Genomic DNA, 23,646 nt, shown 5'->3' on the forward strand with positions numbered 1-23,646 from the left:
AAATCCCCATCTTCCCTCCGGCAACAGCTCGCTCAGCGCCTCCAGGAACGCGACACATGAGCGATTTGGAGACGGCGTGGCATGTGGAACAGGCGGGCAAGACGGGTGCGGACCGCGTGCTGGCCCTGACGCGAGGTGACGCGACGGTGCTCGTGGTGGCGGATGGGGCGGGAAACTCACGACGTGGCGCCGAGGCCGCGGAGGCCGTGCTTCGTGGCGTCCAGGACGCCATGGAGGCCGGAGCCGACGCGGAACGCGCGGAGACCTGGCGCGACGTGCTGGTGCGGTGCGACGCGGAGCGGGTGGCCTCGGGACAGGGTGGTGAAACCACCGCCGTGGTCGCCTGTGTCACCACGCGGCGAGTGGTGGGGGCCAGCGTGGGGGACTCGGAGCTGTGGCTGTTCCAGGACGGAGAGCCGACCGCGCTGACGGAGCATCAACACCGCAAGCCCCTGCTCGGCAGCGGGCTGGCGCGGCCCGTCACCTTCGAGCTCGCGTGGCGAGGCGGCATGCTCCTCGGCGCATCAGACGGGTTGTTCAAGTACGTCGACCTCCGTCTCATCCAGGAGCATGTGAGCCTCGCCGACGCAAACGCCGCGGTGCTCGCGCTCGCCGCGCTGCCTCGACTCGCGAGCGGCACGCTCCCGGATGACGTGGGGCTCGTCCTGTGCCGCCCGAGCGCTCCACGCCGGTGCTGATGCTGCCCTTCGCGCCGGCCTACGAGAACCTCGACGCGCTGCGGGCGTCGGCCGCGTGGACGGTGCTGGACGAGGCCCTGCACTGGGGGCTCGCCGTGGGAGGCGCGCTCGTGCTGGCGGGCGGGCGCCTCACGAAGACGGTGAGGACGCAGCCGCCACCGGCGCCCCTCCCACTCGTGGAGAAGCGCCGGACGGCCTGAGCCGCTACTGCGGATCCCACCCCGCGTTCACCGTCATCCGATCCAGCGCGCGCACGGTGACGTAGGGGACGAAGCCCGCCGCGCGCGAGCGGGTATAGGCGTCCGCGACGTGCGCGGCCTGAGTAGCGTAGTCGGTGGAGAGCACCAGCTTGCCGGCCGCGCGGACCCGGGCCGCATTCGTCCGGTTCTCCTCGCACCAGCCCTCGTCGCAGGCGTTGTCGTCGGACCAGTACATGTCCTCCATGCCCAGCCCGTCGATGGCGGGCAGGTAGGCGGGGTCATCCACCAGTTCCGGGGAGTTCTGGGGCATCACCTTGAAGGCCGGGTTGCGAGCCTTGGCGTACTGGCTGATGCGCTCGATGAGGGCCACCATCTTCCGCGCGAGGTCGGCGCGGTTGGTGCCCGCGGAGTTCGCGGGAATCTCCTCGTACGTCACCACCATGTCCAGGTAGCACCCAGTGAAGCCCGCGGCGAGCGCCTGGTCGATGCGGCCCTGGACGATGGGCCACCAGCGCTCGTCCCAGTACTTCACGTACTGCTCGTCGGGCCAGCCGGCCACGGGGCCGAGCTTCAGGTCGTCGGGCACCTGAGGCCACTCGGGGCGGTACTCCTCGATGGCGCCAATCTCGAAGTACGCGAGCACCTGCTTGCCCTTGGCTTTGAGCGCGGTGATTTCGGCAGCGGTGAACCAGCCATCGGAGCCGTCGCGCGACAGCTCGACGATGGCGAGGTCGAACTTCGAGTTGGCGATGGTGTCGAGCTTCCCCTGGGGATAGTTCGTGAGCTGGTAGGTGAAGCTGTGGACGCCCTCCCACGATACGGGCGTGCCGGCGTCGGTCCCCGTTCCCGCATCGGAGGGGGTGCCCGCGTCGCCAGAGGTTCCCGCGTCCGTGGGAGTCCCCGCGTCGCCGGGCGTGCCCGCGTCCGAGGCGGCGACCTGGATGCGCACCACGAGCAGGTCCAGCAGCGACGCATCCGCCGTGGACGTCGTGCGGTAGCGCAGCGTCACCGGGCCTCCGCTGACGAAGCGCTGGGGAGACGGCAGCGCGAGCGACGTCGCGGTCCACCTCCAGGACTGCGCGAAGGTGTTGTCGCCCACCAGCACCCAGGCGCCCGCCGCGTAGTCCCACGCCTCGAACAGCCAGCGCATCTGCGACTTGAGGGGCCCTCGATAGTTGATGCCCACCTCGGCGGCGACGACGTCGGCGGCGCCCACGTCCGCTGGGAGCGCGTACGTGCACGTGGCGGAGGCGCCGGGCGAGAACTCGACGTACTCCGCCCAGCGGTCCTGCGTGCCCGACAACGTCTGCGTGTGCAGCCCCTGGACGGTCTGCCCCGAGCCGATGGTGCCGCTCTCAACCTGGAGACTGGCGCACGTCAATGTCCGGGCAGCCGCGAGGACGGCCGTGTCCCCGCTCCGCTCCGCGCTGTCCGCGCTTCCGGAGGAACCTCCACAGGCGAACAGCGCGATGCACCACAGACTCGTCCACCCTACTACCGCGACTCGCATGTGCGCTCCCTGTCGCCAGAGCCGGGCCCCGCCCCGATGTCGATGCGCTCGGCGAACGTGACGGGCTTTAACTTCAGGCACCCGGAATCATCAACGCGATGTGGCGCGCGACACGCGACATTCAGCCATGTCCTGGAACATTCGTTCCTGTCTGGATGGAGTGGTGCGTTGCAGGTGATGGGGTCTGGCCTCTGGTGGAAGGTACACGCGACCACCGGAGCCAACGAGGCCGATGCTAGCCGCGGACGGGAAGTGGAATAGGCTTGCGCCAAGGCATTCTCTCTCAGGAAGACTCCCCTTGGACCTCCCCTTGACTCCTGCCCTGCGCATCAACCTGGGCAAGCGCGCTGGTGTCACCGGCGGCCTACTGGGCGTGCTGTGCGTGTGCGTCGAATTCTGTTTTCTGTTTCCCCACTTGCTGGTGTCCAACGACGGCCGGGCCTTCTACGTGGAGCACCTGTGCGCTTTCCGGGGCATCCTCCAGGCCGCCATCGTCGCCACCTTCGCGCTGGGGGCCTTCAGCATGCTCACCTTGCGCTCCAAGGCGCATGGCGGCATCGCCATGCTGCTCGCGCTGGTGGCCATGCTGCTGGGCGGCAGCCAGGCGGAGCCGCTCACCCACCAGCCGCGTGCGCTAAGCGCGGGCCTGGACTATTTCGCGCTAGAGCTCCTCGTGTTGGGGCTCCTGTTCATCCCCATGGAGCGGCTATGGGGGCTTCACCCGCAGCGCATCTTCCGCGAGGGCTGGCAGACAGACCTCAAGCACTTCTTTGTCAGCCATGTGGGAGTACAGCTCATCTCCTTCTCGGTGATGATTCCGGTGCAGGTCTTCTTCTCCTGGGCGGTGCGCATGGACTTCCAGGCCCATGTGGCCGCGCAGCCCGTGTGGCTGCAATTCTTCGAAATCCTCCTGGTGGTGGACCTGGTGAGTTACTGGGTGCACCGCGCCTTCCACCAGGTGCCGTGGATGTGGAAGTTCCACGCCATCCACCACTCCAGTCAGCAGATGGACTGGCTGGCCAGCTCGCGCTCTCACCTGGTGGACGTGCTCGTCAACCGGTTCGCGGGGTTCATCCCGGTGTTCCTGCTGGGCTTCAGCCCGGCCGCCATCTACGGCTACCTCGTTTTCGTGTCCTTCCACGCCGTCTACATCCACGCCAACGTGAGCCACCGCTGGCCCTATCTCCGTTGGGTGTTCGCGACGCCCGAATTCCACCACTGGCACCACACGTCCGACGAGGAAGGCATCGATAAGAACTTCGCTGTCTTCCTGTCCTTCATTGATGCGGTTTTCGGCACCGCGCATCTGCCCGAGCACTGGCCGTCACGGTATGGAACGACGAAGTTCCAGCCTCCAGAGACCTACCTGGGACAGCTCGCCTACCCGTTCCAACGGCACGAAGAGACGCCTTACGGATAGAAATGAAAATCGACCTCTTTATCCGCCGCCAAGGCGGGCTCGTCTCTCACCCCGAGCGTCTGGCGCCACCGGTAGAGCGTCTGCTCGGTGATGCCGTGCTTCCGGGCCACCTCCACCACGCTGGTACCAGGGGCTCACCTGGAGCCTGTGCGGACTTGCGGTGAGCCTGTCTCCAGCCACGCTCGAGTCCGGAGGGTTAGACCGCGCTCCGCGAGGCCGCGGTATCCGCCCTCGTGACGGCGGCGGCGCCAGGCGCGGGTGTCACCAGGCTGACCTTCAATTTCGTCCCGGTGGGTGACACCCCGAAGAAGGAATCATAGGCGTCGATGTGCTGCTGTCCCACCGTGTTCATGAAGTCCAAGAACGTGCTCGGCTTCGCAGGCAGCGGCGACGGCGTAAACATCTGCGAAGGCAATCTCACGTAGGGATTTGGGCTCGCAACAATTGGTACTTCGCGTTGATCGCATCATAAACAATGTCGGCGCTGAGACCACTGAGCGGACCGTAGAGCGTCTGACAGGATTTTCCCTGGACATAATCCCACACGACATCGTTCTGCACATTGAAGGGCTGGATGTTCATCAGATTGGTCCAGCCGTGAGGCACCACATCGTACTGGTTCCAAATGACCTGATTCCAGAACCCATAATTTGCAATGCCGCGGATTGCCGTCGGCGGGAATATCGCACTGAAGACGTTGACGAATCCTCGATCTCCGGTCGAAGGGGCCGCCGTCGGCAGCACGTAGAGCGCGCCCCACCGACTTGCCGCGAAGGCGTTCGGGTAGAGCCAGAGGGCCAAGGTCGGGCTGAGCGAGCCACCCAGGCTGTGCCCAGCGAAAATCAGCGTCCCTTGGGAAGATTCATTGTCCTTCAAGAAGGATTGAATCGTTTTTTGCGTCTTCGGGTCCTGCATGTTCAGCAGATTCGTGGTTCCCCATGCGGCCCCCTGCGAGACGTACCCCACGTTCTTCGTGTCGGGCTTGTCACCATTCGCTGGGTTGATGCCCAGAGGGAAGCCGGTTGTGACCGTGACATTGTCGTCCAGACAATCCGTGTCATACCAATTGTGATCACCATCCTTGTTTCCATTGGTGCCAGCGACTGCCACGACATAGCAGTTGGCCGACGTATTGTAGGCAACGTACATGACGTGATCGGCCACTTTGGACACTCTCGATTTACCACTACAGTCCTTGTCAGCCTGGAAGACGCAGGGCCCCCACACTCGCGTCCACACGCCAAGTTGTTCGCTGTGCTTCGTCAGCGCGTCGTCTATGACCGGTCCAAGTTGCTGCTGGATGTCGGAGGCCGAACCTTCCAGATTGTCACCCAGATTGGAGAACCTTGAGAGTTTGAACACCGTTTGAATGATGTCGTAGCTCCCTCCGGCGTAGATTGGATTTGTGACTTGCATATGACTCATCCTCTCTTTGGGTCGTGGTGAAGTCGTGTCCAGCAGGCCGCGAGAGCAAAGCCTCGCCGCGGCAGAGCACTGCCTCTTGCCGGCCTCGGAGCATTCGATTACCGCTTCGAGACCTGTCACAAACCCAGAGCAGGAGACGTGCCAGCACCGCATGCCGCGACGTCCTGAGGCAAACGCACGCATGTCAGAACTGGCACCGGGTGTTTGACGCGTCAGCAGCAGGCTTGACGCGCCAGTGGACACGTTCATTTGCAATACCTCGTTCAATGGGTCCTCAGCGCACCTGCGCCTACCCAAAGCCCTTTCGCCGCGGCATGTGTGCTTCAAAGCCACGTTGGGCAGTGCGCCACCCAGGGCGATGTCCGCCGGGCCCGTGCGAAGCTGAGCAGGCGCTGGCACGGCGCGTCTGGAAACCCTGGAGTTGGCGCAGCCACGACCCACGACTCTCTGGCGCCCTCCTCTCAATCAAGGGCGGCCAGGGCGGCAGTGTTCCCCAAGGCCGGGCACGGCCCCCTACACCGGCGCAGCGCGTGGCCTTGCTGGTACCAGTCCTCCGCCCGGCAAGAGGGCTCCCATTCCGCCTATCCTTGCCAGTTGCTGCCTCGACTGGAGCGCCGCTGGCCCGCCAGCGTCAGGGGGGAAGCACTCTCCCAGGTTCAAACGCGATGGCCGCCGTCGGTGTCGTCGGTGTCCTCATGGACGCCTGCCCCGCCCATTCCGATGCCTCCAGCGCCGGTACCTCCTCCTCCTCCGGCACCACCGCCCCCTCGTCCACCGCCCTTGTCGCCGCCCTTGCCCCCTCCTCCGCCGCTGGGACGCAATGGGCCCTGGTCGGGAATCGCGACCCCGTGGGGGATGGGCTCGAGGTCGAGCGCCCGGCGGATGAAATCGCGCAGCGATACGACCAGCCGCGCGGTGCCGACCTTGCGCCCGGCGACCATGTCCGCGGCAGCCTCCGCGGCGAGCCGCACCTGTTCCTCGGTGCCGAGCAGCATCACATCCGACAGCGCCGCCTCGACCGCATCGCGCGTGCGCCGACGGCGTTCGAGCGCTGGGTGGTCGAGCGGCGACGCAAGCACCAGGCCCTGCTCGGGCTCCTGTTCGAGTGGCTCGCCAGCCGCGAGCCGACGGCGCATGTCGCGCAGGTGGGTCGGGTCGACGACAAGCTCACCGGTGAATGAGCCGCCGAGCGTCTTGTATGCGGAGATCAGCGTCTTCAGCCGCTCGTTGATCTGGCGGTTCTCGCGTTCGCGTCGACGCTGCACGGTCTGCATCACCAGCAGGCGGATGCTGACGACGACCAGCGACACCAGCACGAGGCTGGCCAGCGTCGCCGCGAGGCCACGCCAGGAAGTGAAGTCGAGAGAGCTCATCATCGGCGCGACGATAACGCGTCCACCGCACGGTCGCCTCGACGCGCTCGCGTGTGCCACTGACCCGTCTTGCTGAGGAAGTGCTGCCGCGATGGAGTCCTTCACCCAGCAGCCCCCTGTGGCCGTGGTGGCGGCGGGCAATCACGCGCTCGCCACGAAGCCGGACCAGGAGCGCTTCAGCCTCCAGGTGCAGCAGCGCCGATTCGGGTTGTGGCTCAACGAGAAGGGCGCCGTGCGCGGCCAGGTGGAGCTGGGCTTCGTGGACTTCGCCAAGGCCACGCCCACCGTGCAGGCCCTGCCGCGCCTGCGCATCGAGCGGGCCGAAGAGCCGCGTGGGCGTGAGCGCGCTGGCCACCGGGCTCACCTTCGCGAGCACTGGGGGCGCCGAGGACGGTGAGGCGCTCGCCGCCCATGCCGACCTCGGCGCCGAGTGGGCGCAATCCCCAAGCACCACGCTCCGGGTGAAGCAGGTGTAGTGCCGAGCCTGGCGCAGCCACGACCCACAACTCTCTGCCGCCCTCCTCAAGCAAGGCGGCCAGGGACGTCAGCGCGCCCGCGTTCTGGCGGAGGGGTTCTTCGCGGCGCTCTTCTTCCTGGCCGAAGCGACCTTCGCCTTCGCGACTGCCGGCTTTCCTTCGCCGCGCGGTGCCTTCGCCTTTGCGGCCGCATCCATCGCTTTTCGGGCTTCGGTCTTCTCACCTTTCCGCAGCGCGAGCGCCGCGGCGATCCACTCCGGTGCGTAGCTCGAAGTGCACCCCTTCGGAATCGGTCGCGGGTCCCAGCGACCGAGGCGCTCGCCGATGGCGCTGGCCTCCGAGGTGTACGCGGGCAGGTGGAGGCCGATCCAGACCAGGCAGAAGTTGATGCCCTCCTTCACCCGGTACGGTGCGTCCGGAAGCTCACGCTCGATGCGCTCGAGCGTCGCGCCTACGTCGAGTTCCTTCTCGAGTCCTCGCGCAATGCGCCCGGCAAGAAGCTTCCATCCGGCGCGGCGAGGGAGCTCCTTCCTGCCGTCCATCCACTTCCCCTGAAGCCTCGGGGCGACGGGCGCATGCACGAGCACGCGACCGACGAGTTCGTCGACCAGGGTCGGGTTCGAAAGTGGCTCGAGGAGCCCGCGTGCCTCCTTCTCAGTGAGCGCCGCGGGCTCGAGGAGCATGCACGCGAGGATGCGCGCATCGTGATTGCCGGTCCCCCACAGTTCCAGTCCGAGCCCGTGGTTCGTCCCCAACGTCGCTGCCAGGCCACGGATTTTGCCGAGCAGCACGCCGAAGACATTGTCGACCACCCCGTCGCGCACGTAGCGCTGGCGCACCTTCTCGTCACCTTGGCTCTCGAGCAGCTTCATCACCTGGGACAGCGACATTGCTTTCGGCATGGGGAGCACCTCGGCGGGCGGTGGCTTGAGAGCGGCCGGAAGGGTGGCACTACGGGCGCTCTCGGTCGAGGAACGCTTCCGCTCACTGCCACCGCGCAGCTTCGGAAGCGAGGGTGCGGCCATCTGGATGTGGCACCGTGGCTACGGGAACCGCAACGATGCCACTGGGCGCGCGTACCCGGGCGTGTGGAGACCCACTGCCGGGAAACCGAGGTGGCCAAGCTGAATGCGGAGTTGGTGGACCCGCAGACCGAAGACGGTCAACAACGTGCTGGTGGCGCTCAACACGGTCTTCAAGACGGCGCTCAAATGGGGCGTCATCGAGCAGATGCCGGCCACCGTCGAGCTGTTGAAGGGGCCGTTCTACGAGCCGCATGAGGACGAGCGGCTGGTCAAGGTGACGGCGAAGGTGGCCGGGCACCAGAACCTCTCCACCCCCCAGCGGTACATGCACCTGAGCCCGGCGGCCAAGTCAGCGGCCACCCGGATGCTGGCGGGGCCGAGACAGGAAGCCCAAAATGAAACGGGCTGGAGACCTTGCGATCTCCAGCCCGCTTCATGACGTGGTCGGGGAGACAGGATTTGAACCTGCGACCCCTTGGTCCCGAACCAAGTGCTCTACCAGGCTGAGCCACTCCCCGATATGTCGCTTCGCCGGACGGTCCTTCTCGGGACCGGCGAAGTGGCGGCGGTAGTACCCGAGCCGCCCAGCCGAGTCAACGTCCTCGGATCACCTTTTCTTCCGCCCCTCCCCGCCCAGAGGGAGCTGGCAGCCGGGCGATGCCCGGGTGCCCCCCGACTCCGCTTCCCAAGACCACGAATTTCCTGTACTCCCGGACAGTTTCCCCTCCTGCTACACTCACGAGGCAGCCTGCATTGTTGCACCGCGATGCCATGACGCCGCCCCCCGTCGTCCTCATCTCCGATGACGAGCCCCTCATCGTCTCCGCCCTCGCCCGCGAGGGGAAACGGTCCGGGCTGAACTGCATCTCGGACACCACGTCCGAGCGCGTCCTGGAGCTCGCCCGCGAACACCGGCCGGCCGTCATCATCCTGGACATCAACCAGCACCAGGACGGCCGGGACCTGCTCGCCCAGCTCAAGCAGGACCCCAACACCCGCGACTGCAAGGTCATCATCCTCAGCGCCGTCGAGGACCAGTTCACCCGCCACGTCTGCTTCGAGCTCGGCGCCGACGATTACGAGGTGAAGCCCTTCGACCCCACCTTCATGACCCGCGTCGCCCGGCTCGCCTCCTCCGTGGCGCGCCCTCGCACCTGAAGTCAGCCGGCCTCACGGGCGCAGCGAGCGGATGGCCTCCGCGTAGTCCTTCGAGCCGAAGACGTAGCTGCCCGCCACCAGCACCGTGGCCCCGGCCTCCACCACCCGCTTCGCCGTGGTGGCGTTGATGCCGCCGTCCACCTCGATGTCCACGTCCTTCAGCCCGCGCGCATCCAACATCCCGCGCAGCCGGCGCACCCTCTCCACTGTGGACTCGATGAAGCTCTGCCCGCCGAAGCCCGGGTTCACGCTCATCAGCAGCACCATGTCCACGTCGCCCAGCACCTCCTCGATGGCCGACAGCGGCGTGCCCGGGTTCAACACCACCGCCGGCTTCGCCCCCGCATTGCGAATCTGCTGAAGCGTCCGGTGCAGGTGCGGACTGGCCTCCACGTGCACCGTCAACACGTCCGCCCCCGCCTTCACGAAGGCCTCCACGTAGCGCTCCGGCTCCACAATCATCAGGTGCACGTCCAACGGCTTCGTCGCCACCCGCTTGATGGCCTCCACCACCACGGGTCCAATCGTGATGTTCGGCACAAAGCGGCCATCCATGACATCCACGTGAATCCAATCCGCACCGGCGGCTTCGATGGCGCGGACCTCTTCGGCCAAGCGGCCGAAGTCACAGGACAAAAGCGAAGGAGAGATGCGAACGGGGCGGCGGCTCATGCCGCGCTTCATAACCGCAACCCGCGCGCTGGCTAAGGCCGAACGCAACGCGACGACGTCCACCAGACAGCCAGGGACCTGCCAGGTGGGTCCCCCAAGGCAGCGTGCTGTCTACCCGTGCTAGAACTTTGTAGCCCTTCGCGGCCGCTGGCCGCTTCTCACGGAGCCGCCTGGTGCTCGCTCAACCCGCCCCACAGCCCGAGCTGAACCGCCGCCTGGCGAAGCTCACGTCCATCCTGGATGTCGCGAAGGCGATGAGCGCCGAGCGCGACCTCGACCTGCTCCTGCCGCTCATCCTCTTCGAGGCCACCAAGGTGGTGGAGGCGGACCGCTGCTCGCTCTTCATCCTGGACCGCGAGCGCAGCGAGCTGTGGAGCAAGGTGGCCCAGGGCTCCAAGAGCGAAATCCGCCTCCCGGTGGGCAGCGGCGTCGCCGGACAGGTGGCCCAGACGGGCGCCGTCATCAACATCCCCGACGCCTACGCCGACGCCCGCTTCAACCGCTCGTTCGACGTCTCCAGCGGCTACCAGACGAAGACCATCCTCTGCGTCCCCATGCGTGACGCCGGCGGCGAGGTGACGGGCGTCATCCAGGCCCTCAACAAGCTGGACGGCGCCAGCTTCAACGCCGAGGACGAGGAGCTGCTGCTCGCCCTGGGCGCCCAGGCCGCGGGCGCCATCGAGAACGCCCTCCTCCACGAGGACATCAACCGCCTCTTCGAGGGCTTCGTCTCCGCCTCCGTCGTCGCCATTGAATCCAGAGACCCGACCACCGCCGGTCACTCCGGGCGCGTGGCCGACCTCACCGTGGCCCTGGCCCAGGTGCTCGAACACCTGTCCACCGGCCCCTACGCCCACACGCGCTTCTCCGCCGGGGAGATTCAGGAGCTGCGCTACGCCTCGCTGCTCCACGACTTCGGCAAGGTGGGCGTGCGCGAGCCCGTGCTCGTGAAGGCGGAGAAGCTCTACCCCCATGAGCTCGAAGGCCTGCGCGCCCGCTTCCAGCTCGCCCGGAAGGACTTGCAGCTGCAGAGCTACCGCCGCCGCCTGGAGGCGGTGAAGATTCGCGGCCAGGCGAACCTGGCGGAAATCGAGGCCGAGGAAGAGGAGCGGCTCGCCCGCGAGTCGTGGCAGTTGGACGAGGTGCTGGAGTTCATCCTCTCCTGCAACCGCCCCACCGTGCTCGCGCAGGGCAACTTCGAGCGGCTCCACGAGCTGGGCGCGCTGCGCTTCCTGGATGCCCACGACAAGGCCCAGCCGCTGCTGCTGCCGGGGGAAATCCAGTCGCTCTCCATCGCCCGCGGCACGCTCTCTCCCGAGGAGCGTCGCGAAATCGAGAGCCACGTCGAGCACACCTACCGCTTCCTGTCCCAGATTCCGTGGACGCGCACGCTGCGCCGGGTGCCAGAGATTGCCTACGCCCACCACGAGAAGCTGGATGGCACCGGCTACCCTCGCGCGGAGAAGGACATCCCCGTCCAATCCCGGATGATGTCCATCTGCGACATCTACGACGCGCTCACCGCCAGCGACCGGCCCTACAAGAAGGCCGTGCCACACACACTCGCGCTCGACATCCTCCGGCGCGAGTCCGACGCCGGGCAGTTGGACCCGGCGCTCTATACCGTCTTCATCGAGGCCGACATCCCCCGGAAGGTCCTCCAGGGAATCAAGTAGCCGCTCAGCCTTCGATGGTGTGCAGGCGCAGGCTGTTGATTTTGCCCGGCTGCCCCACCGGCGCGCCGAACACGATGACGATGCGGTCGCCCTTGCGGCCCAGGCCCCGCGCCAGGAGCTCTTCCTCCACGCGCTTCACCATGGCCTCGGTGTCCTGGATGGGCTCCAGCACGCGCGGCACCACGCCCCACAGCAGCGACAGCCGGCGGCGCACTTCCTGGTTGGGGCTGAAGGCGACAATCGGCACCGTGGGCCGGTAGTGCGACAGCAGGCGCGCCGTCACACCCGACAGCGTGAAGGCCGCGATGAGCGAGGCGTTGCTCGCCTTGGCCGCCTCGCAGGCCACGCGCGCGATGACGTCCGGGAAGTGGTTGGGCAGCCCCAGCGGCGTCTCCAGCACGCGCATCAGCGACTGCGTCGTGCGCGCGGAGGACTCGGCCGCCAGGATGATGCGCTCCATCATCTGCACGGACTCGATGGGGAACTTGCCGCTGGCCGTCTCGCCCGACAGCATCACCGCGTCCGCGCCGTCGAACACGGCGTTGGCCACGTCGCTGGCCTCGGCGCGCGTGGGGCGCGGGTTGTCAATCATGGAGTTCAGCATCTGCGTGGCCACGATGACGGGCAGGCCACGCAGGTTGGAGCGCCGGATGATGTCCTTCTGGACGGCCGGCACTTCCTCGGGGGGAATCTCCACGCCCAGGTCGCCGCGCGCCACCATGACGCCGTCCGTCTTGTCCAGGATGGCGTCCAGCCGGGCAATGGCCTCCGGCTTCTCCAGCTTGGCGATGATGGGCACCGTGCGGCCCACCTCCGCCATGGCCTGGCGCGCGGTGTCCAGGTCGGACGGCTGGCGCACGAAGGACAGCGCGATGTAGTCCACGCCGGCCTTGATACCGAACACCAGGTCCTCGCGGTCCTTCGGCGTCAGCGCCTCCGCGCGCACCGCCACGCCGGGCAGGTTGATGCCCTTGTTGTTCTTCAGCGTGCCGCCGTGGATGACCTGCGTGCGGATGAGCTTCTGCTTGTCCGTCTCCAGGACCTTCAGCTCCAGCAGGCCGTCATCCAGGAGGATGCGGTCCCCCGGATTCACGTCCGCGGCCAGGAACGGGTACGTCGTGGACACGATTTCGTCCGTGCCCGGAACCGTTTCGTCCGTGGTGATGTGGAAGGTGCCGCCCTCCTTCAGCTCGGTGCTGCCCTTCACGAAACGGCCGGTGCGAATCTTCGGGCCTTGCAGGTCACCGAGGATGCCCACCGCCTTGCGGACCTTCAGCGACGCGGCGCGCAGCTTCGCGATGTTCTCCGCGTGCTGCTCGTGGCTGCCGTGGGAGAAGTTCAGGCGAGCCACGTCCATGCCGTTCTCCAGGAGCGCTTCGAGCATCTCCTGGCTCTGGCTGGCGGGACCGAGGGTGCAGACAATCTTCGCTCTTCGCATAGAGCCCGTGAGGATGGGTTTCCCTCACGGCAGCGTCAAGCACGCTGCATGGGCCGCTTCGCTCGGTAAAACGGTAAATGAGCCAGCGAACGGCGCGGCGCTCAACCGCGCAACAGCACGCCCAGGTTCTCCCGCTCCCAACGCAGTGCGGCGGCGTAATGCGGGAATGTTCGCTCGCGTTCGCGGAAGGCACGCGGGTGATGCACGCGGCGGCCACCCCGGCCCGTGCTCGGGAAGAGCTGGTGGAGCATCTCGTGGAAGATGATGAACTCCACGAAGAAGGAAGGCACCTCGGGGGTGTCCAGCGCCGGGTGGATGCGAATCTCACGCGTCTGGTGGTCGTAGACGCCCAGGCGGATGGACTTGCGACGGCGGCGCGGAGGCATGCGCCCCCAGCCAATCCGGGCCTGGATGAGGCCCTGGAAAAAATCTCGGTTGGTGGTGTCGTAAAGCGCCTGGAGGTCGAAACAGCGCCCGCGCGGATTGAGGTCCGCGTCGGATTCGCGGCGCATCTGACGGATGCGCGGCTGCTGACCGCGGATGTACTCGTCCAGGATGGCGCCCGCGGTGCGGTGTCCCCGGCCCGCGTAGTCCGCCACCGCGCGTACCACCGGCTCCGGCGCGTCCAGGAACATGTGGTGCAGCCGCAGCGCCAGCACCGCGGAGCCCCGGCGGAAGGACACCATGGTGGAGCGGTTGTCCGTCACCGACAGGCGCACCGGCATGCCCAGCTCGGCGCTCAGCCGCCAGGCCAGCGATTCAGCCCGGGTCCACAGCTCCTCCCGCGTGGGCGGGCGCGAGACGATGCGGGGTGCCTCGTCGGGCAGGAGGTTGCGCTGCGGCGTGGGCACGGGCGGTGCGACGGGCCGCGGCGCGGGCGCCACGGGTGCGGCAGGTCCCCCCTCGGGCCGGGGTGCGGCCGTTCCCTCTGCGGCGCGGCTGGCGGCAGAGAGACCTCGAGGGAAGAGCGACGTCTGGCGAAATTGCTCGGGGGACACGCGGCTGCGCATCGTACCCCGCACTTCCGGGGACTCAAGGGCGGCGGTCCCCTGCTCGCCTCCTCACCGTCAGCCCGTCAACCGCGCTCACACGCAGCGTCCACTAACAGGAGGGAAAGGCAGGCGAGCGTACGACGCGCCCTCACGGTGCGGGCGGCTCCGCGTGCCGGGACTTGAGGAGCCGCTCCAGGCGCTCGGGCTCCATGCGCACCACGAAGGTCTTCTCTCGCGTGAAGGTCACCTGCCCCGGCGCGCCGCCCTTCACCTTGCGCACGAACTTCGCGGGCACGTAGCTCACCTCACCGCGCGGCTCGCCCTTGGCCCCGGAGTGGTGCAGCGCCAGGTGCGCCGCGTCCAGCAGCACCTCCTGCGCCACCTCCTGCCCCTTCTCCAGCGGCAGCACCACGTGGCTGCCCGGTACACCGCGCGCGTGGAGCCACAGATGCCAGGGCCTGGCCACCTTGAAGGTGAGCGCGTCGTTGTCCTCCGAGCCGCGCCCCACCCAGATGCGCGCCCCGCCATGGCCCACGTACTCCTTGAAGGGCCGGCCCTCCTGCGCGCCCTCGCCCCCACTGGGGAGCTGAAGCACTTCCGCCTGCGCCAGCAGCGCGGCGTCCTCCATCCGCTCAATCTGCGCGAGCGCCTGCTGCGCGTGCGCCACCTCGCGCGCCAGCTCCGCCTCGCGGTGACGCGCCTGCTCCACGCCCCGCAGCAGCCGCCGGTACTGGTGGAAGTGCCAGTCCGCCTCCTCCTTCGGGGTGCGCTTCGGGTCCAGCGTCACCCGGACCTCCTGCGCGCCCTCCTCTGTATAGGCGGTGAGCACCGCCTCGGTGGCGCCCCGCTTGAGGCGGTAGAGGTTCTGCGCCAGCAGCTCGCCCACTTCGCGGTGCTTCTCCGCATCCGGGCCGCGGGCCGCCTCGGCGCGCACCTTCTCCAACGTGCGGGAGGCGCGCTTGAGGCGCGCGCGGTACGGCTGCGCCAACCGGCGGCGGATGGTCTCCGAGCGGCTGGCCTTGTCGCGCGCTCCGAGCAGGCGCTCCGCGGCCTGGGAATACGGCAGCGCATCCGAGTCCTGGGGAGCGAGCCGCGAGGGTTGGCTCCGGGCCTTCTCGCGGGCCTCGGGCGGCGGCGGCTCCGGCGGCGCCCACGCCGCGCCCGGATGCAGGCCCCGGCGCTGCGCGAAGCCCTCACCGGAGAGCATCAGCACGCGGCCGTTGTCGCTGAGTAGCAGCAGACCACCGGGCGCGCCCACCTCCAGGAGGAGGCGCCTGCGCACGTCCTCGCGCTCGAAGTCGAAGGCCACCACGCGCTCGGATTCCATGAAGCGGGCGCCCTGGAGCTTGAAGCCTGTCAGCTCCTGACGCAGCCACCGCTGGAAGGGGGCGGGCTCGCCCGGCGTGGGGAAGCGATCATCCGCCACGGACACCCGGGCCAAATCACCCTCAGCGCACAGGCACAACAGGATGGATCTGCCCGGGACGCGAAGTTCCACGTAGGCGAGCCTGGGAAGGGGACACCAAGCCTTCTGCGCCACCGCGCCAGTGAGGCGCTCCGCCACCTCCGCCACCACCTGCTCCAGCTCCACGGGACGCAGCGACATGGGGCACTCCGGGTCCTGAAAATGAAAACGGCCCGGCGGGTTTCGCCGAGCCGTTCACCGGACGTCAACTACCGTCCGCTCATGACGACGGGACTGCTCAGGACTCCGGCGTAACCGGGGCCGCCACCGTCTTGGCCTTGGTGGTGCGCTTGCGAGCCGGGGCCTTCTTGGCCGCCTTGCGGGTGGTCTTCTTGGCGGCCGCCTTCTTGGTCGCGGTCTTGCCAGCCGTCTTGCGAGCGGTCGTCTTCTTCGCCGACTTCGCCGCCTTCGTGGCCTTCGCGGTCTTGGCAGCCTTCTTGGTCGCGGACTTCGCAGCGGTCTTCTTCTTAGCGGCCATCAGAATCCTCCAGTTCAGTGGTTGGCCCCAGGTCAACCGAGGCCCTGCACTCTTCTTGATGGGAGTGAGTGCTTGAAGTGAATGGTACGGGCGACATGCCAGTGTGTCAACGCATGGTGATGTATTGCATCGCGTGCGAGGCCGATTTTTCGGCATCGAGCGCGTCCGGAGGTGCCGAACGCCACCTCGCGGACACTCGCGAGCGCATCCGAGGTGTCGCGCGCGAGGCCGAGTTTCCGGCTCCGGACACGTTTCGGCCACTTTCGAGCACGACGTTGGCGCATGCCGCGGCGCATGCGCGCGAGCGACGCGGCGCTTTTCGTCGTGGGGTGCGGCGTCTACGGTTCGCCACCACATGAGCGCCACCGAGCAGACCTTCCCCGCGGACTTCACCTTCGGCGTCGCGACCGCCGCGTACCAGGTGGAGGGCGGCATCGAGAACGACTGGGCCGAGTGGGAACGCGCCGGGAAGCTGAAGGAGCCGGACGCTCGCTGCGGCCCCGCGGTGGACCACTGGAACCGCTACGAGGAGGACTACGCCCTGGCCCGGGCGGTGGGCGCCACCGCGTTCCGCATCTCCCTGGAGTGGGCGCGCATCGAGCCGGAGCGCGGGCGCTTCGACGAGGCGGCGCTGGAGGCCTACCGGGAGCGACTCCTGAAGATGAAGGCCCATGGCCTGCGGCCGGTGGTGACGCTCCACCACTTCACGCACCCCACCTGGTTCCACCGGGAGACGCCGTGGCACCAGCCGGCCAGCGTGGACGTCTTCCGGCGGTACGCGAAGCGGTGCGCGGCGCTGCTGGAGGGGCTGGACGCGCTGGTCATCTCCTTCAACGAGCCCATGGTGCTGCTGTTGGGGGGCTATCTGCAGGGCGCCATTCCTCCGGGCCTCGCGGATGGCCCCACCACCATGCGGGCCATGGAGAACCTGGTGCGCTCGCACGTGGCCGCCCGGGAGGAGCTGTTGTCCCGGCTGGGCCGCGTGGAGCTGGGCATTTCCCAGAACATGCTCGCCTTCGCACCGGACCGCTGGTGGCACCCGCTGGACCGCGCGCTGGTGAGGCTCGGGGCCCAGGCCTACAACCATGCGTTCCACGAGGCGCTGGCCACCGGCAAGCTGCGCGTCACCATGCCGGGCGTGGCCTCCACGCGCGTGGACATCCCTGGCGCGCGGGACTCCGTGGAGTTCATCGGGGTGAACTACTACACCCGCGCGCACCTGCGCTTCGTGCCGCGCCCGCCCTTCATCGAGTTCAAGTACCGGGACATCCACGGCCGGGGCCTCACCGACATCGGATGGGAGGACTGGCCGGAGGGCTTCCTCCAGACGCTGCGCGACGTGAAGCGCTACGGGAAGCCGGTGTGGATTACGGAGAACGGCATCGACGACCGCGTCGGCACCCGCCGGCCCCACTACCTCCATTCCCACCTGGCCCAGGTGCTGGCGGCGCGCGCGCAGGGCGTGGACGTGCGCGGCTACCTCTATTGGAGCCTGCTCGACAACTTCGAGTGGCTGGAGGGCTGGGGCCCGCGCTTCGGCCTCTACCACGTCGACTTCGACACGCTCCGCCGCAGCCCCACGCCCGCGTGTGACTACTTCCGCGCCGTGGCCACCGAACGGAAGCTGGTGCCGCCAGACGCGGTCCGCGCCTCGAGCGCTTGAGCGGCGCGCCGCCCACGAAGGGCACGGGCTCCCTCCTTATATATAGAGAAGCGCCGTGCCCTCAGCCCAGGGCCGCCCGGTAGTCCACGTCCTGCTCCCCACCGGGGCCCGCGAGGTCCACCTGGGCCGCGGTGAAGAAGCGGCGCACGCAGTCCTCCACCGCTGACGGCACGTCCAGGCCGTTCACCTCCGCACGGAAGGCCGCGGCGCCGTACAGGCCGTGGGCGTACCACGCCAACTGCTTGCGGAAGGAGCGCACGGCGCCCAGCGGGTCCCCCATGAAGTCCAGGTGCGCCCGGAAGTGGGTCAGCACCAGCTCGCAGCGCTCGCGCGGCGTGGCGGGCGGGCCCCCGAGCAGCTCGCGGAAGATCCACGGGTTGCCCAGCGCGGCGCGGCCAATCATCACGAAGTCGCAGCCGGTGGTCTCCAGCATGCGCGCCGCGTCCGCGGGCGTCTTCACGTCCCCGTTGCCGATGATGGGCAGCTCCGGGAAGTGGCGCTTGAGGTCGGCGATGACGCTCCAGTCCGCCTGCCCCGAATAGCCCTGCTCGCGCGTGCGGGGGTGGATGGCCAGCCCCGCGCAGCCCGCCTCCTGGAGCGCGCCAGCCACCTGAAGATAGTTCAGGCTGCGGGCGTCCCAGCCCGAGCGAATCTTGCAGGTGACGGGCAGGCCGGTGGCCTCGCGGATGCGCCGGACGATGTCCGCCGCGCGGGGCACGTCACAGAGCAGGCCGCTGCCCGCCCCGTTCTTCACCACCTTCTTCACCGGGCAGCCCATGTTGATGTCGATGATTTGCGCGCCCGCCTCGCGCCCCACCACCGCCGCCCGGGCCATGGCGTCCGGTTCGCCGCCGTAGATTTGGAGCGAGTAGGGCCGCTCCACCTCGGCGTCGTAGCGCAGGTACTTCAACGTCCGCTGGTTGGCGCGCATCAGCCCCTGCGAGCTGACGAGCTCGGTGGGACAGAGCGCCGCGCCCAGACGGAAGGCGAGCACACGGAAGGGCATCTCGCTCACCCCGGCCATGGGGGCCAGGATGTACGGATTCGGCAGGGTGTAGGGACCAAGCTGCGGCATGAAGGGCGGGGAACCTAGCGGATTTGCCCGGGACATGGCGGAGACGGTGAGCAAGTGCCTGCGCTCGGAGGTCCTAACGGTTAAGGTCCGTCCCCATGTTCCGCTTTCGTCTCGGGAGCATTCCCGTCGAAGTCCACCCCAGCCACCTGCTGGTGTCCGGCATGCTGGCCTGGAGCTCCGTCCCCGCGGCCCAGAACGGCTGGCCGTTCCGCCAGGTGGATGGAGCCCCCACCCTGGGCCACGCCAGCGCGATGGTGGTCTACATCCTGTCGTGGATGCTCATCGTCTTCGTGTCCGTGCTCATCCATGAGATGGGGCATGCGCTGGCCAGTCGCCTGTTCGGCTACCGGCCAAGCATCGCGCTCGTCTGGATGGGTGGCCACACGCTCCCCACCGACGCGCCAGGTCCCCTGCCGTGGAAGCGGGACTTACTCATCACCGCGGCCGGCCCCTTCTTCGGGCTGATGCTGGGGGTGACGAGCGGGCTGGGCTACGTCCTGTTCGAGGGCCGCTCGCCCGCGCTCGACTTCTTCCTGCTCACCTTCATGATCGCCAACTTCTTCTGGGCGTTCCTGAACATGCTGCCCGTGCTCCCGCTGGATGGGGGGCGCATCACCACCACGCTGGCCACGCGGATGTTCGGTCCGCGGCGCGGCTTCGTGCTGGCGCAGGGGCTGGCGCTGCTGGTGTGCGTGGGCGCCGTGGTGTACGGCCTGCGGTCGGGTTGGCTCCTGCTTACCCTCATCTTCGCCATGTACGGCATGCAGTCCTTCCGCGTGGTGGCGGAGGCGCTGCGCAACGGACAGGCGCAGAGCGTCCCACTGGAAGGGCCGCTGGCGGAGAAGCTGCGCGAGGCCCGGGCCGCGCTCGACGCGGGCCGCATGGACGAGGCGCGGCGGCTGGGCGCGTCCGTGCTGGAGGCCAACGAGGGCCTGACGCCAAGGGTGGCCAGCCATGCCCACCACCTGCTGGGCTGGCTCGCCCTGAAGGAGGGCCAGGGCCGACAGGCGCTGGACCACTTTTCGCAGGTACAGGGCCTGCCCGTGGAGCCACACGCGGTGGCGGCGTCCTTCTCCCTGGTGGGCGATGACGCCCGCGCGGTGGAGTGGTGGAAGCAGGCCTGGCAGGCCTCGTCGGACCGGACCGTGATGCACGAGTACGCCGGCACGCTCATCCGCATGGGCCGTGAGTCGGAGGCCCTGAAGCTTCCGGGCCTGGACCCGGAGGCGGCGTTCTCCTGCGCGGAGCGGGTGCTCTTCATCCGGGGCGCGTACTCGGAAGCCGCGGCCGTGGGCGAGGCGGCGCTGAAGCACGCGCCCAGCGCCACGCTGGCCTATGACGCGGCCTGCGCCCATGCCCGCGCGCGCAACGTGCCTGACGCGATGCGGTTGCTGCGCCGCGCCACGGAGCTGGGCTTCACCGATGGGGCCTATGCCGCCTCGGACGAGGACCTGGCTCCGCTCCATGGGTACCCCGCATTCGAGGAGTGGTTGACGGAGCTGCGGCAATCGGCCGCCTCCTGACAGAGGGATGACAGGCGGGGGTGTTGATGCGGGGTGAGGCTGAGCACGTTCCAGCTCGGCCCACCCAGCGCACGAGGCTCCCTTGCAGACACCGTCTCCAGCCCTGCCCGCGGCGGATGAGCGCCTCAACTGGCTCTCCTCCGTCCCCTTCTTCGCAGTCCACCTGATGTGCCTGTTCGTCTTCGCCGTCGGGGCGAAGCCGGTGGACGTGGCCGTGTGCGTCGGCCTCTACGTCGTGCGCATGTGGGGCATCACCGCGGGCTTCCACCGGTACTTCTCCCACCGGGCCTTCAAGACGGGACGTGTCTTCCAGTTCATCCTCGCCTTCGTGGGCAGCATGTCCGCGCAGAAGGGCGTGCTGTGGTGGGCGGCGCACCACCGCCACCACCACCGCTATTCAGACCAGGCGGAGGACATCCACTCGCCCCTGCAGAAGGGCTTCTGGTGGAGCCACGCGGGGTGGATTCTCTCCGACAAGTACAACGACACCCGCATGGAGGGCATCAAGGACTTCGCCCGCTTCCCGGAGCTGGTGTGGCTCAACCGCTTCCACCTGGTGCCGCCCGTCCTGCTGGCCGTGGCCCTCTACTTCATCGGCGGCTTCTCCATGCTGGTGTGGGGCTTCTTCGTCAGCACCACCCTGCTGTGGCACGGCACCTTCACCATCAACTCGCTCAGCCACATCTTCGGCAAGCGCCGCTACAAGACGACGGACACCAGCCGGAACAACTGGCTGCTGGCGCTCGTCACCCTGGGCGAGGGGTGGCACAACAACCACCACTTCCATCAGAACACCGCCAACCAGGGCTGGTTCTGGTGGGAGGTGGACCTCAGCTACTACTCCCTGAAGGTGCTCTCCTGGTTCAAGGTGGTGGAGGGGCTGCGGCTTCCCTCCGAGGCCACGAAGTACGCGTTCCAGAAGTACACCGACGAGGAGCGCGCGGCGCTGGCGGCCCCCACCCGCTTCTGGGGTGCTTCAGGCGCGCGGGCCCAGTTCGTGGCCACGAAGGCCGCGGGCGATGCGGCGCGGGCCGCCAGTGACGCGGCGAAGGCCGCGGGCGACAAGGTGCGTGAGGCCCTGACGGCCGCCGCGGACCACCTGCCCACCTCCGCGCCGCCATCCTCCGCCATGCTCAAGCGGCGGTAGCCGTTCGAAGCTCAATCGAAACCGCGACGCGCCTGCCATGGGCGCGACCCGACGGCTGGCCGCCCTGCACACGTCCGCGTCACGAACCTTGAGTGGCGCCTGACCCACTGTTAGTGGGACCTGCAATGACCGCAGGGGATGTACCCGCATCAAGCGCGGCGGCCCAGCGCGCAATCTGGACGCAGCTGCGCGCGGTGATGGGCCGCTTCGTCCACGCCGCGCTGAGAGCGTCCAACCGCCTGCGGCTGCCGGGCCCCTCAGTCCTACCGGTGGCGGGCGCGGTGGTCGGCCTGTACAGCGGGCTGGCGGCCGGCATCTTCTCCAACCTCATTGGCCTGGTGAGCGGGCTCACCTTCGGGGCGGCCTCGCTGAAGCACACGCTTCGCCAGGGCCAGTTCCAGTCGCTCATGGAGGCGTTCGCCGCGGCCCGCTGGCATCCGGAGTACGCCTTCATCGGCGTGCCCCTGGCATCCGGCGCGCTGCTGCTGGCGCGCATCATCGAGCCGGGCGGGCCCCGTGACGAGGTGAAGCGCCGGCTGCGCCTGCTGGCCCTGCTGACGCTGGGCGGGCTGTCGCTCTACTACCCGCTGGTGGCGCTGTCCGCGCTCAACAGCGTGTTCGGACACAGCCACAACCTGCCCGAGGCGCTGCCCCACCTGCCCTGGTGGCTGATGCTGCTGGCGCCCACGCTGGGCGGCGTGGTGGTGGGCCGGCTGCTGCGGGACAGGCCCGAGACGCATGGCCATGGCGTCCCCGAGGTGGTGCGGGCGGTGAAGAGTGGCGCCAATGCCCTGCCGGCGGACCGGGGCCTGCTGAAGCTGGTGGCGTCCGCCATCACCATTGGCAGCGGCGGCTCGGCGGGCCGTGAGGGGCCCATCGTCTACGGGGGCGCGGCGTTCGCCTCCACCGTGGGCCGGGTGCTGGGCTTCAGCCGCAAGGAGCTGTCCATCCTCCTGGCGTGCGGCGCGGGCGCGGGCATCTCCGCGTCCTTCAACGCCCCCATCGCCGGCGCCGTGTTCGCGATGGAAATCATCCTTCGCGAGTTCGAGCTGCGCGTCTTCTCCCCCATCATCCTGGCCAGCGTGGCCGGCACCCTGGTGAGCCAGGGCGTCATGGGTGAGTCCGCCATGCTCCGGCACGTTCCCTACGAGCTGGTCAGCGGCGGCGAGGTGCTGGCCTACGCGGGCCTGGGCATCACCTGTGGGCTGCTCGCCTTCACCTTCGTGCAGTTGCTGCACGGCGTGGAGCACTACTTCCATGGCCATGGGAAGGACCGGCTGTCCCCGTGGCTGGGCAGCAAGCCGCTGCCGCTGCGCGCGGGACTGGGCGGTCTGTGCGCCGGCATCCTGGCCTTCGCCAGCCCCACCGTCTGGGGCAGCGGGCACGACTACATCAACCTGGCCGCGCTGGGACGGCTGCCCTTCCTGTTCCTCATCACCGCGTGTCTGCTGAAGCTGGTGGCCACGGCCATCACCATCGGCTCGGGCGGCTCGGGCGGGACGTTCTTCCCGGCGGCGCTCATTGGCGCCATGGCGGGCGGCGCCTTCGGCACCCTGGTGCACTACTTCTTCCCGGAGAGCACAGGCCCCAGTGGCGCGTATGCCCTGGTGGGCATGGGCGGCGCGGTGGCGGCGCTCACCCGCGGCCCGCTCACGGGCATGATGATGCTGTACGAGCTGAGCGGGAATCACGACATCATCCTGCCGCTGATGGTGACGTGCACCATCGCCTCGGCGCTCTGCCACTACCTCACCGAGCGGAAGACGCCGAAGGTCCAGAGCGACGCGGACCTGCTGGAGGCCACCCCCGTCCGCTCGCTGATGGCCCACCTGACACCCGTGCCCGCGGGCACGCCGCTGCGGGCGCTGACGGACCTGCTGCTCACCTCCGAGGCGGGCACCCTGCCCGTCCTGGACACCGTGGGCCGTATCTACGGCACCGTGCAGGTGGAGCAACTGCGCGAGGTGTGGCGCGACGAATCCGTGTACCCGCTGCTGGTGGCCAGTGACCTGGCGCGCAAGCTGCCCGCGCTCTCCCCCGACGCGAACCTGTCCCATGCCCTCCACGTCATGGACCACGAGGACGTGGACGCCCTGCCCGTCAGCGTCCCGGCGGGCAGCCCCACCTGCGGGCTGCTCACCCGCGCCGCGGTGCGCAGGTTCCTCTTCGCGCAGCATGCCCAGGCCCACGCGTCGGGCGACTACCCTGTCAGCCCCACCGAGGCGAGTTGAC

The 23,646-nt window shown here is 68.4% G+C and carries 22 protein-coding genes, 1 tRNA gene and 1 pseudogene; 11 read left to right on the plus strand and 13 right to left on the minus strand.

Annotated elements, in window-relative coordinates:
• Positions 1–56: 56 nt before the first annotated feature.
• Both BHS09_RS32420 and BHS09_RS39735 read left to right on the plus strand, forming a co-directional pair.
• On the plus strand, positions 57–698 hold the full coding sequence (locus BHS09_RS32420) for a protein phosphatase 2C domain-containing protein (protein WP_140799950.1): 642 nt from the start codon (positions 57–59) through the stop codon (positions 696–698).
• Entirely contained in the window at positions 668–898 is a 231-nt protein-coding gene (locus tag BHS09_RS39735) for a hypothetical protein (RefSeq protein ID WP_237079957.1), read from the plus strand. The genes BHS09_RS32420 and BHS09_RS39735 overlap by 31 nt, the downstream gene beginning before the upstream one ends.
• Before the next feature lie 4 nt (positions 899–902).
• Here the strand turns inward: BHS09_RS39735 and BHS09_RS32430 are convergent, their stop codons facing one another.
• Positions 903–2,408, minus strand: a complete 1,506-nt coding sequence (locus BHS09_RS32430; protein WP_140799951.1) for an endo alpha-1,4 polygalactosaminidase — start codon at positions 2,406–2,408, stop codon at positions 903–905.
• Positions 2,409–2,706: 298 nt separating this feature from the next.
• On the opposite strand from BHS09_RS32430, the gene BHS09_RS32435 reads away from it, so the two are divergent.
• A complete protein-coding gene (locus BHS09_RS32435; RefSeq protein WP_237079958.1) occupies positions 2,707–3,828 on the plus strand; it encodes a sterol desaturase family protein in 1,122 nt (373 codons plus the stop codon).
• Between the two features lie 50 nt (positions 3,829–3,878).
• Here BHS09_RS32435 and BHS09_RS40395 read toward each other — a convergent pair.
• From BHS09_RS40395 to BHS09_RS39060, 4 genes and pseudogenes are all read right to left on the minus strand, one after another.
• Positions 3,879–3,959 (minus strand): annotated as a pseudogene (locus BHS09_RS40395) (transposase); the annotation flags it as partial.
• A 65-nt stretch (positions 3,960–4,024) separates the two neighbouring features.
• Positions 4,025–4,180, minus strand: a complete 156-nt coding sequence (locus tag BHS09_RS38695; protein ID WP_161605191.1) for a hypothetical protein — start codon at positions 4,178–4,180, stop codon at positions 4,025–4,027.
• A 65-nt stretch (positions 4,181–4,245) separates the two neighbouring features.
• Positions 4,246–5,502, minus strand: coding sequence for a lipase family protein (locus BHS09_RS32445; RefSeq protein WP_140799954.1), 1,257 nt, complete (start codon positions 5,500–5,502; stop codon positions 4,246–4,248).
• 407 nt (positions 5,503–5,909) lie between these two features.
• Positions 5,910–6,731, minus strand: a complete 822-nt coding sequence (locus BHS09_RS39060) for a hypothetical protein (protein ID WP_140799955.1) — start codon at positions 6,729–6,731, stop codon at positions 5,910–5,912.
• On the opposite strand from BHS09_RS39060, the gene BHS09_RS32455 reads away from it, so the two are divergent.
• On the plus strand, positions 6,718–7,023 hold the full coding sequence (locus tag BHS09_RS32455; RefSeq protein ID WP_140799956.1) for a hypothetical protein: 306 nt from the start codon (positions 6,718–6,720) through the stop codon (positions 7,021–7,023). The genes BHS09_RS39060 and BHS09_RS32455 overlap by 14 nt on opposite strands.
• 147 nt (positions 7,024–7,170) lie before the next feature.
• Here the strand turns inward: BHS09_RS32455 and BHS09_RS32460 are convergent, their stop codons facing one another.
• Positions 7,171–8,004 carry a DNA alkylation repair protein gene (locus BHS09_RS32460; protein WP_140799957.1) on the minus strand — a complete coding sequence of 278 codons (834 nt, stop codon included), beginning with the start codon at positions 8,002–8,004 and terminating at the stop codon, positions 7,171–7,173.
• 226 nt (positions 8,005–8,230) lie between these two features.
• Between BHS09_RS32460 and BHS09_RS32465 the strand changes: the two genes are divergently transcribed.
• The gene (locus BHS09_RS32465; protein WP_140799958.1) at positions 8,231–8,566 is read left to right on the plus strand and encodes a hypothetical protein; all 336 of its coding nucleotides are present in this window, start codon (positions 8,231–8,233) and stop codon (positions 8,564–8,566) included.
• A gap of 2 nt (positions 8,567–8,568) precedes the next feature.
• Here BHS09_RS32465 and BHS09_RS32470 read toward each other — a convergent pair.
• Positions 8,569–8,645: transfer RNA gene (locus tag BHS09_RS32470), tRNA-Pro, on the minus strand.
• Between the two features lie 253 nt (positions 8,646–8,898).
• On the opposite strand from BHS09_RS32470, the gene BHS09_RS32475 reads away from it, so the two are divergent.
• Complete coding sequence (locus tag BHS09_RS32475) at positions 8,899–9,285, plus strand: response regulator (protein WP_044276566.1); 387 nt, start codon at positions 8,899–8,901, stop codon at positions 9,283–9,285.
• A gap of 12 nt (positions 9,286–9,297) precedes the next feature.
• Here the strand turns inward: BHS09_RS32475 and rpe are convergent, their stop codons facing one another.
• Positions 9,298–9,957 carry a ribulose-phosphate 3-epimerase gene (gene rpe, locus BHS09_RS32480; protein WP_140795259.1) on the minus strand — a complete coding sequence of 220 codons (660 nt, stop codon included), beginning with the start codon at positions 9,955–9,957 and terminating at the stop codon, positions 9,298–9,300.
• A gap of 173 nt (positions 9,958–10,130) precedes the next feature.
• Between rpe and BHS09_RS32485 the strand changes: the two genes are divergently transcribed.
• Entirely contained in the window at positions 10,131–11,633 is a 1,503-nt protein-coding gene (locus tag BHS09_RS32485) for a GAF and HD-GYP domain-containing protein (RefSeq protein WP_140799959.1), read from the plus strand.
• A 4-nt stretch (positions 11,634–11,637) separates the two neighbouring features.
• On the opposite strand, the gene pyk is transcribed toward BHS09_RS32485, so the two are convergent.
• From pyk to BHS09_RS32505, 4 genes are all read right to left on the minus strand, one after another.
• Positions 11,638–13,071, minus strand: a complete 1,434-nt coding sequence (gene pyk, locus BHS09_RS32490; protein ID WP_140795261.1) for a pyruvate kinase — start codon at positions 13,069–13,071, stop codon at positions 11,638–11,640.
• A 101-nt stretch (positions 13,072–13,172) separates the two neighbouring features.
• Positions 13,173–14,093 carry a hypothetical protein gene (locus tag BHS09_RS32495; RefSeq protein WP_140795262.1) on the minus strand — a complete coding sequence of 307 codons (921 nt, stop codon included), beginning with the start codon at positions 14,091–14,093 and terminating at the stop codon, positions 13,173–13,175.
• A gap of 118 nt (positions 14,094–14,211) precedes the next feature.
• Positions 14,212–15,669, minus strand: a complete 1,458-nt coding sequence (locus tag BHS09_RS32500; protein WP_140799960.1) for an NFACT RNA binding domain-containing protein — start codon at positions 15,667–15,669, stop codon at positions 14,212–14,214.
• Between the two features lie 97 nt (positions 15,670–15,766).
• Entirely contained in the window at positions 15,767–16,006 is a 240-nt protein-coding gene (locus BHS09_RS32505; protein WP_020478039.1) for a hypothetical protein, read from the minus strand.
• Positions 16,007–16,361: 355 nt separating this feature from the next.
• Between BHS09_RS32505 and BHS09_RS32510 the strand changes: the two genes are divergently transcribed.
• The gene (locus BHS09_RS32510; RefSeq protein WP_140795264.1) at positions 16,362–17,669 is read left to right on the plus strand and encodes a glycoside hydrolase family 1 protein; all 1,308 of its coding nucleotides are present in this window, start codon (positions 16,362–16,364) and stop codon (positions 17,667–17,669) included.
• Positions 17,670–17,730: 61 nt separating this feature from the next.
• Here the strand turns inward: BHS09_RS32510 and dusB are convergent, their stop codons facing one another.
• Positions 17,731–18,744, minus strand: coding sequence for a tRNA dihydrouridine synthase DusB (gene dusB / locus BHS09_RS32515; protein WP_140799961.1), 1,014 nt, complete (start codon positions 18,742–18,744; stop codon positions 17,731–17,733).
• A 95-nt stretch (positions 18,745–18,839) separates the two neighbouring features.
• Between dusB and BHS09_RS32520 the strand changes: the two genes are divergently transcribed.
• The 3 genes from BHS09_RS32520 to BHS09_RS32530 all read left to right on the plus strand — a co-directional run bounded on the left by BHS09_RS32520 (position 18,840) and on the right by BHS09_RS32530 (position 23,645).
• Positions 18,840–20,267: a M50 family metallopeptidase gene (locus BHS09_RS32520; protein ID WP_140795266.1), complete on the plus strand. Its 1,428-nt coding sequence runs from the start codon at positions 18,840–18,842 to the stop codon at positions 20,265–20,267.
• 82 nt (positions 20,268–20,349) lie between these two features.
• Positions 20,350–21,414 carry an acyl-CoA desaturase gene (locus BHS09_RS32525; protein WP_140795267.1) on the plus strand — a complete coding sequence of 355 codons (1,065 nt, stop codon included), beginning with the start codon at positions 20,350–20,352 and terminating at the stop codon, positions 21,412–21,414.
• 197 nt (positions 21,415–21,611) lie between these two features.
• Positions 21,612–23,645, plus strand: coding sequence for a chloride channel protein (locus BHS09_RS32530; protein ID WP_140800816.1), 2,034 nt, complete (start codon positions 21,612–21,614; stop codon positions 23,643–23,645).
• Position 23,646 lies beyond the last annotated feature (1 nt).

It is taken from the genome of Myxococcus xanthus, from assembly GCF_006402735.1.
In the GTDB taxonomy this organism is placed as follows: Bacteria; Myxococcota; Myxococcia; order Myxococcales; family Myxococcaceae; genus Myxococcus; species Myxococcus xanthus_A.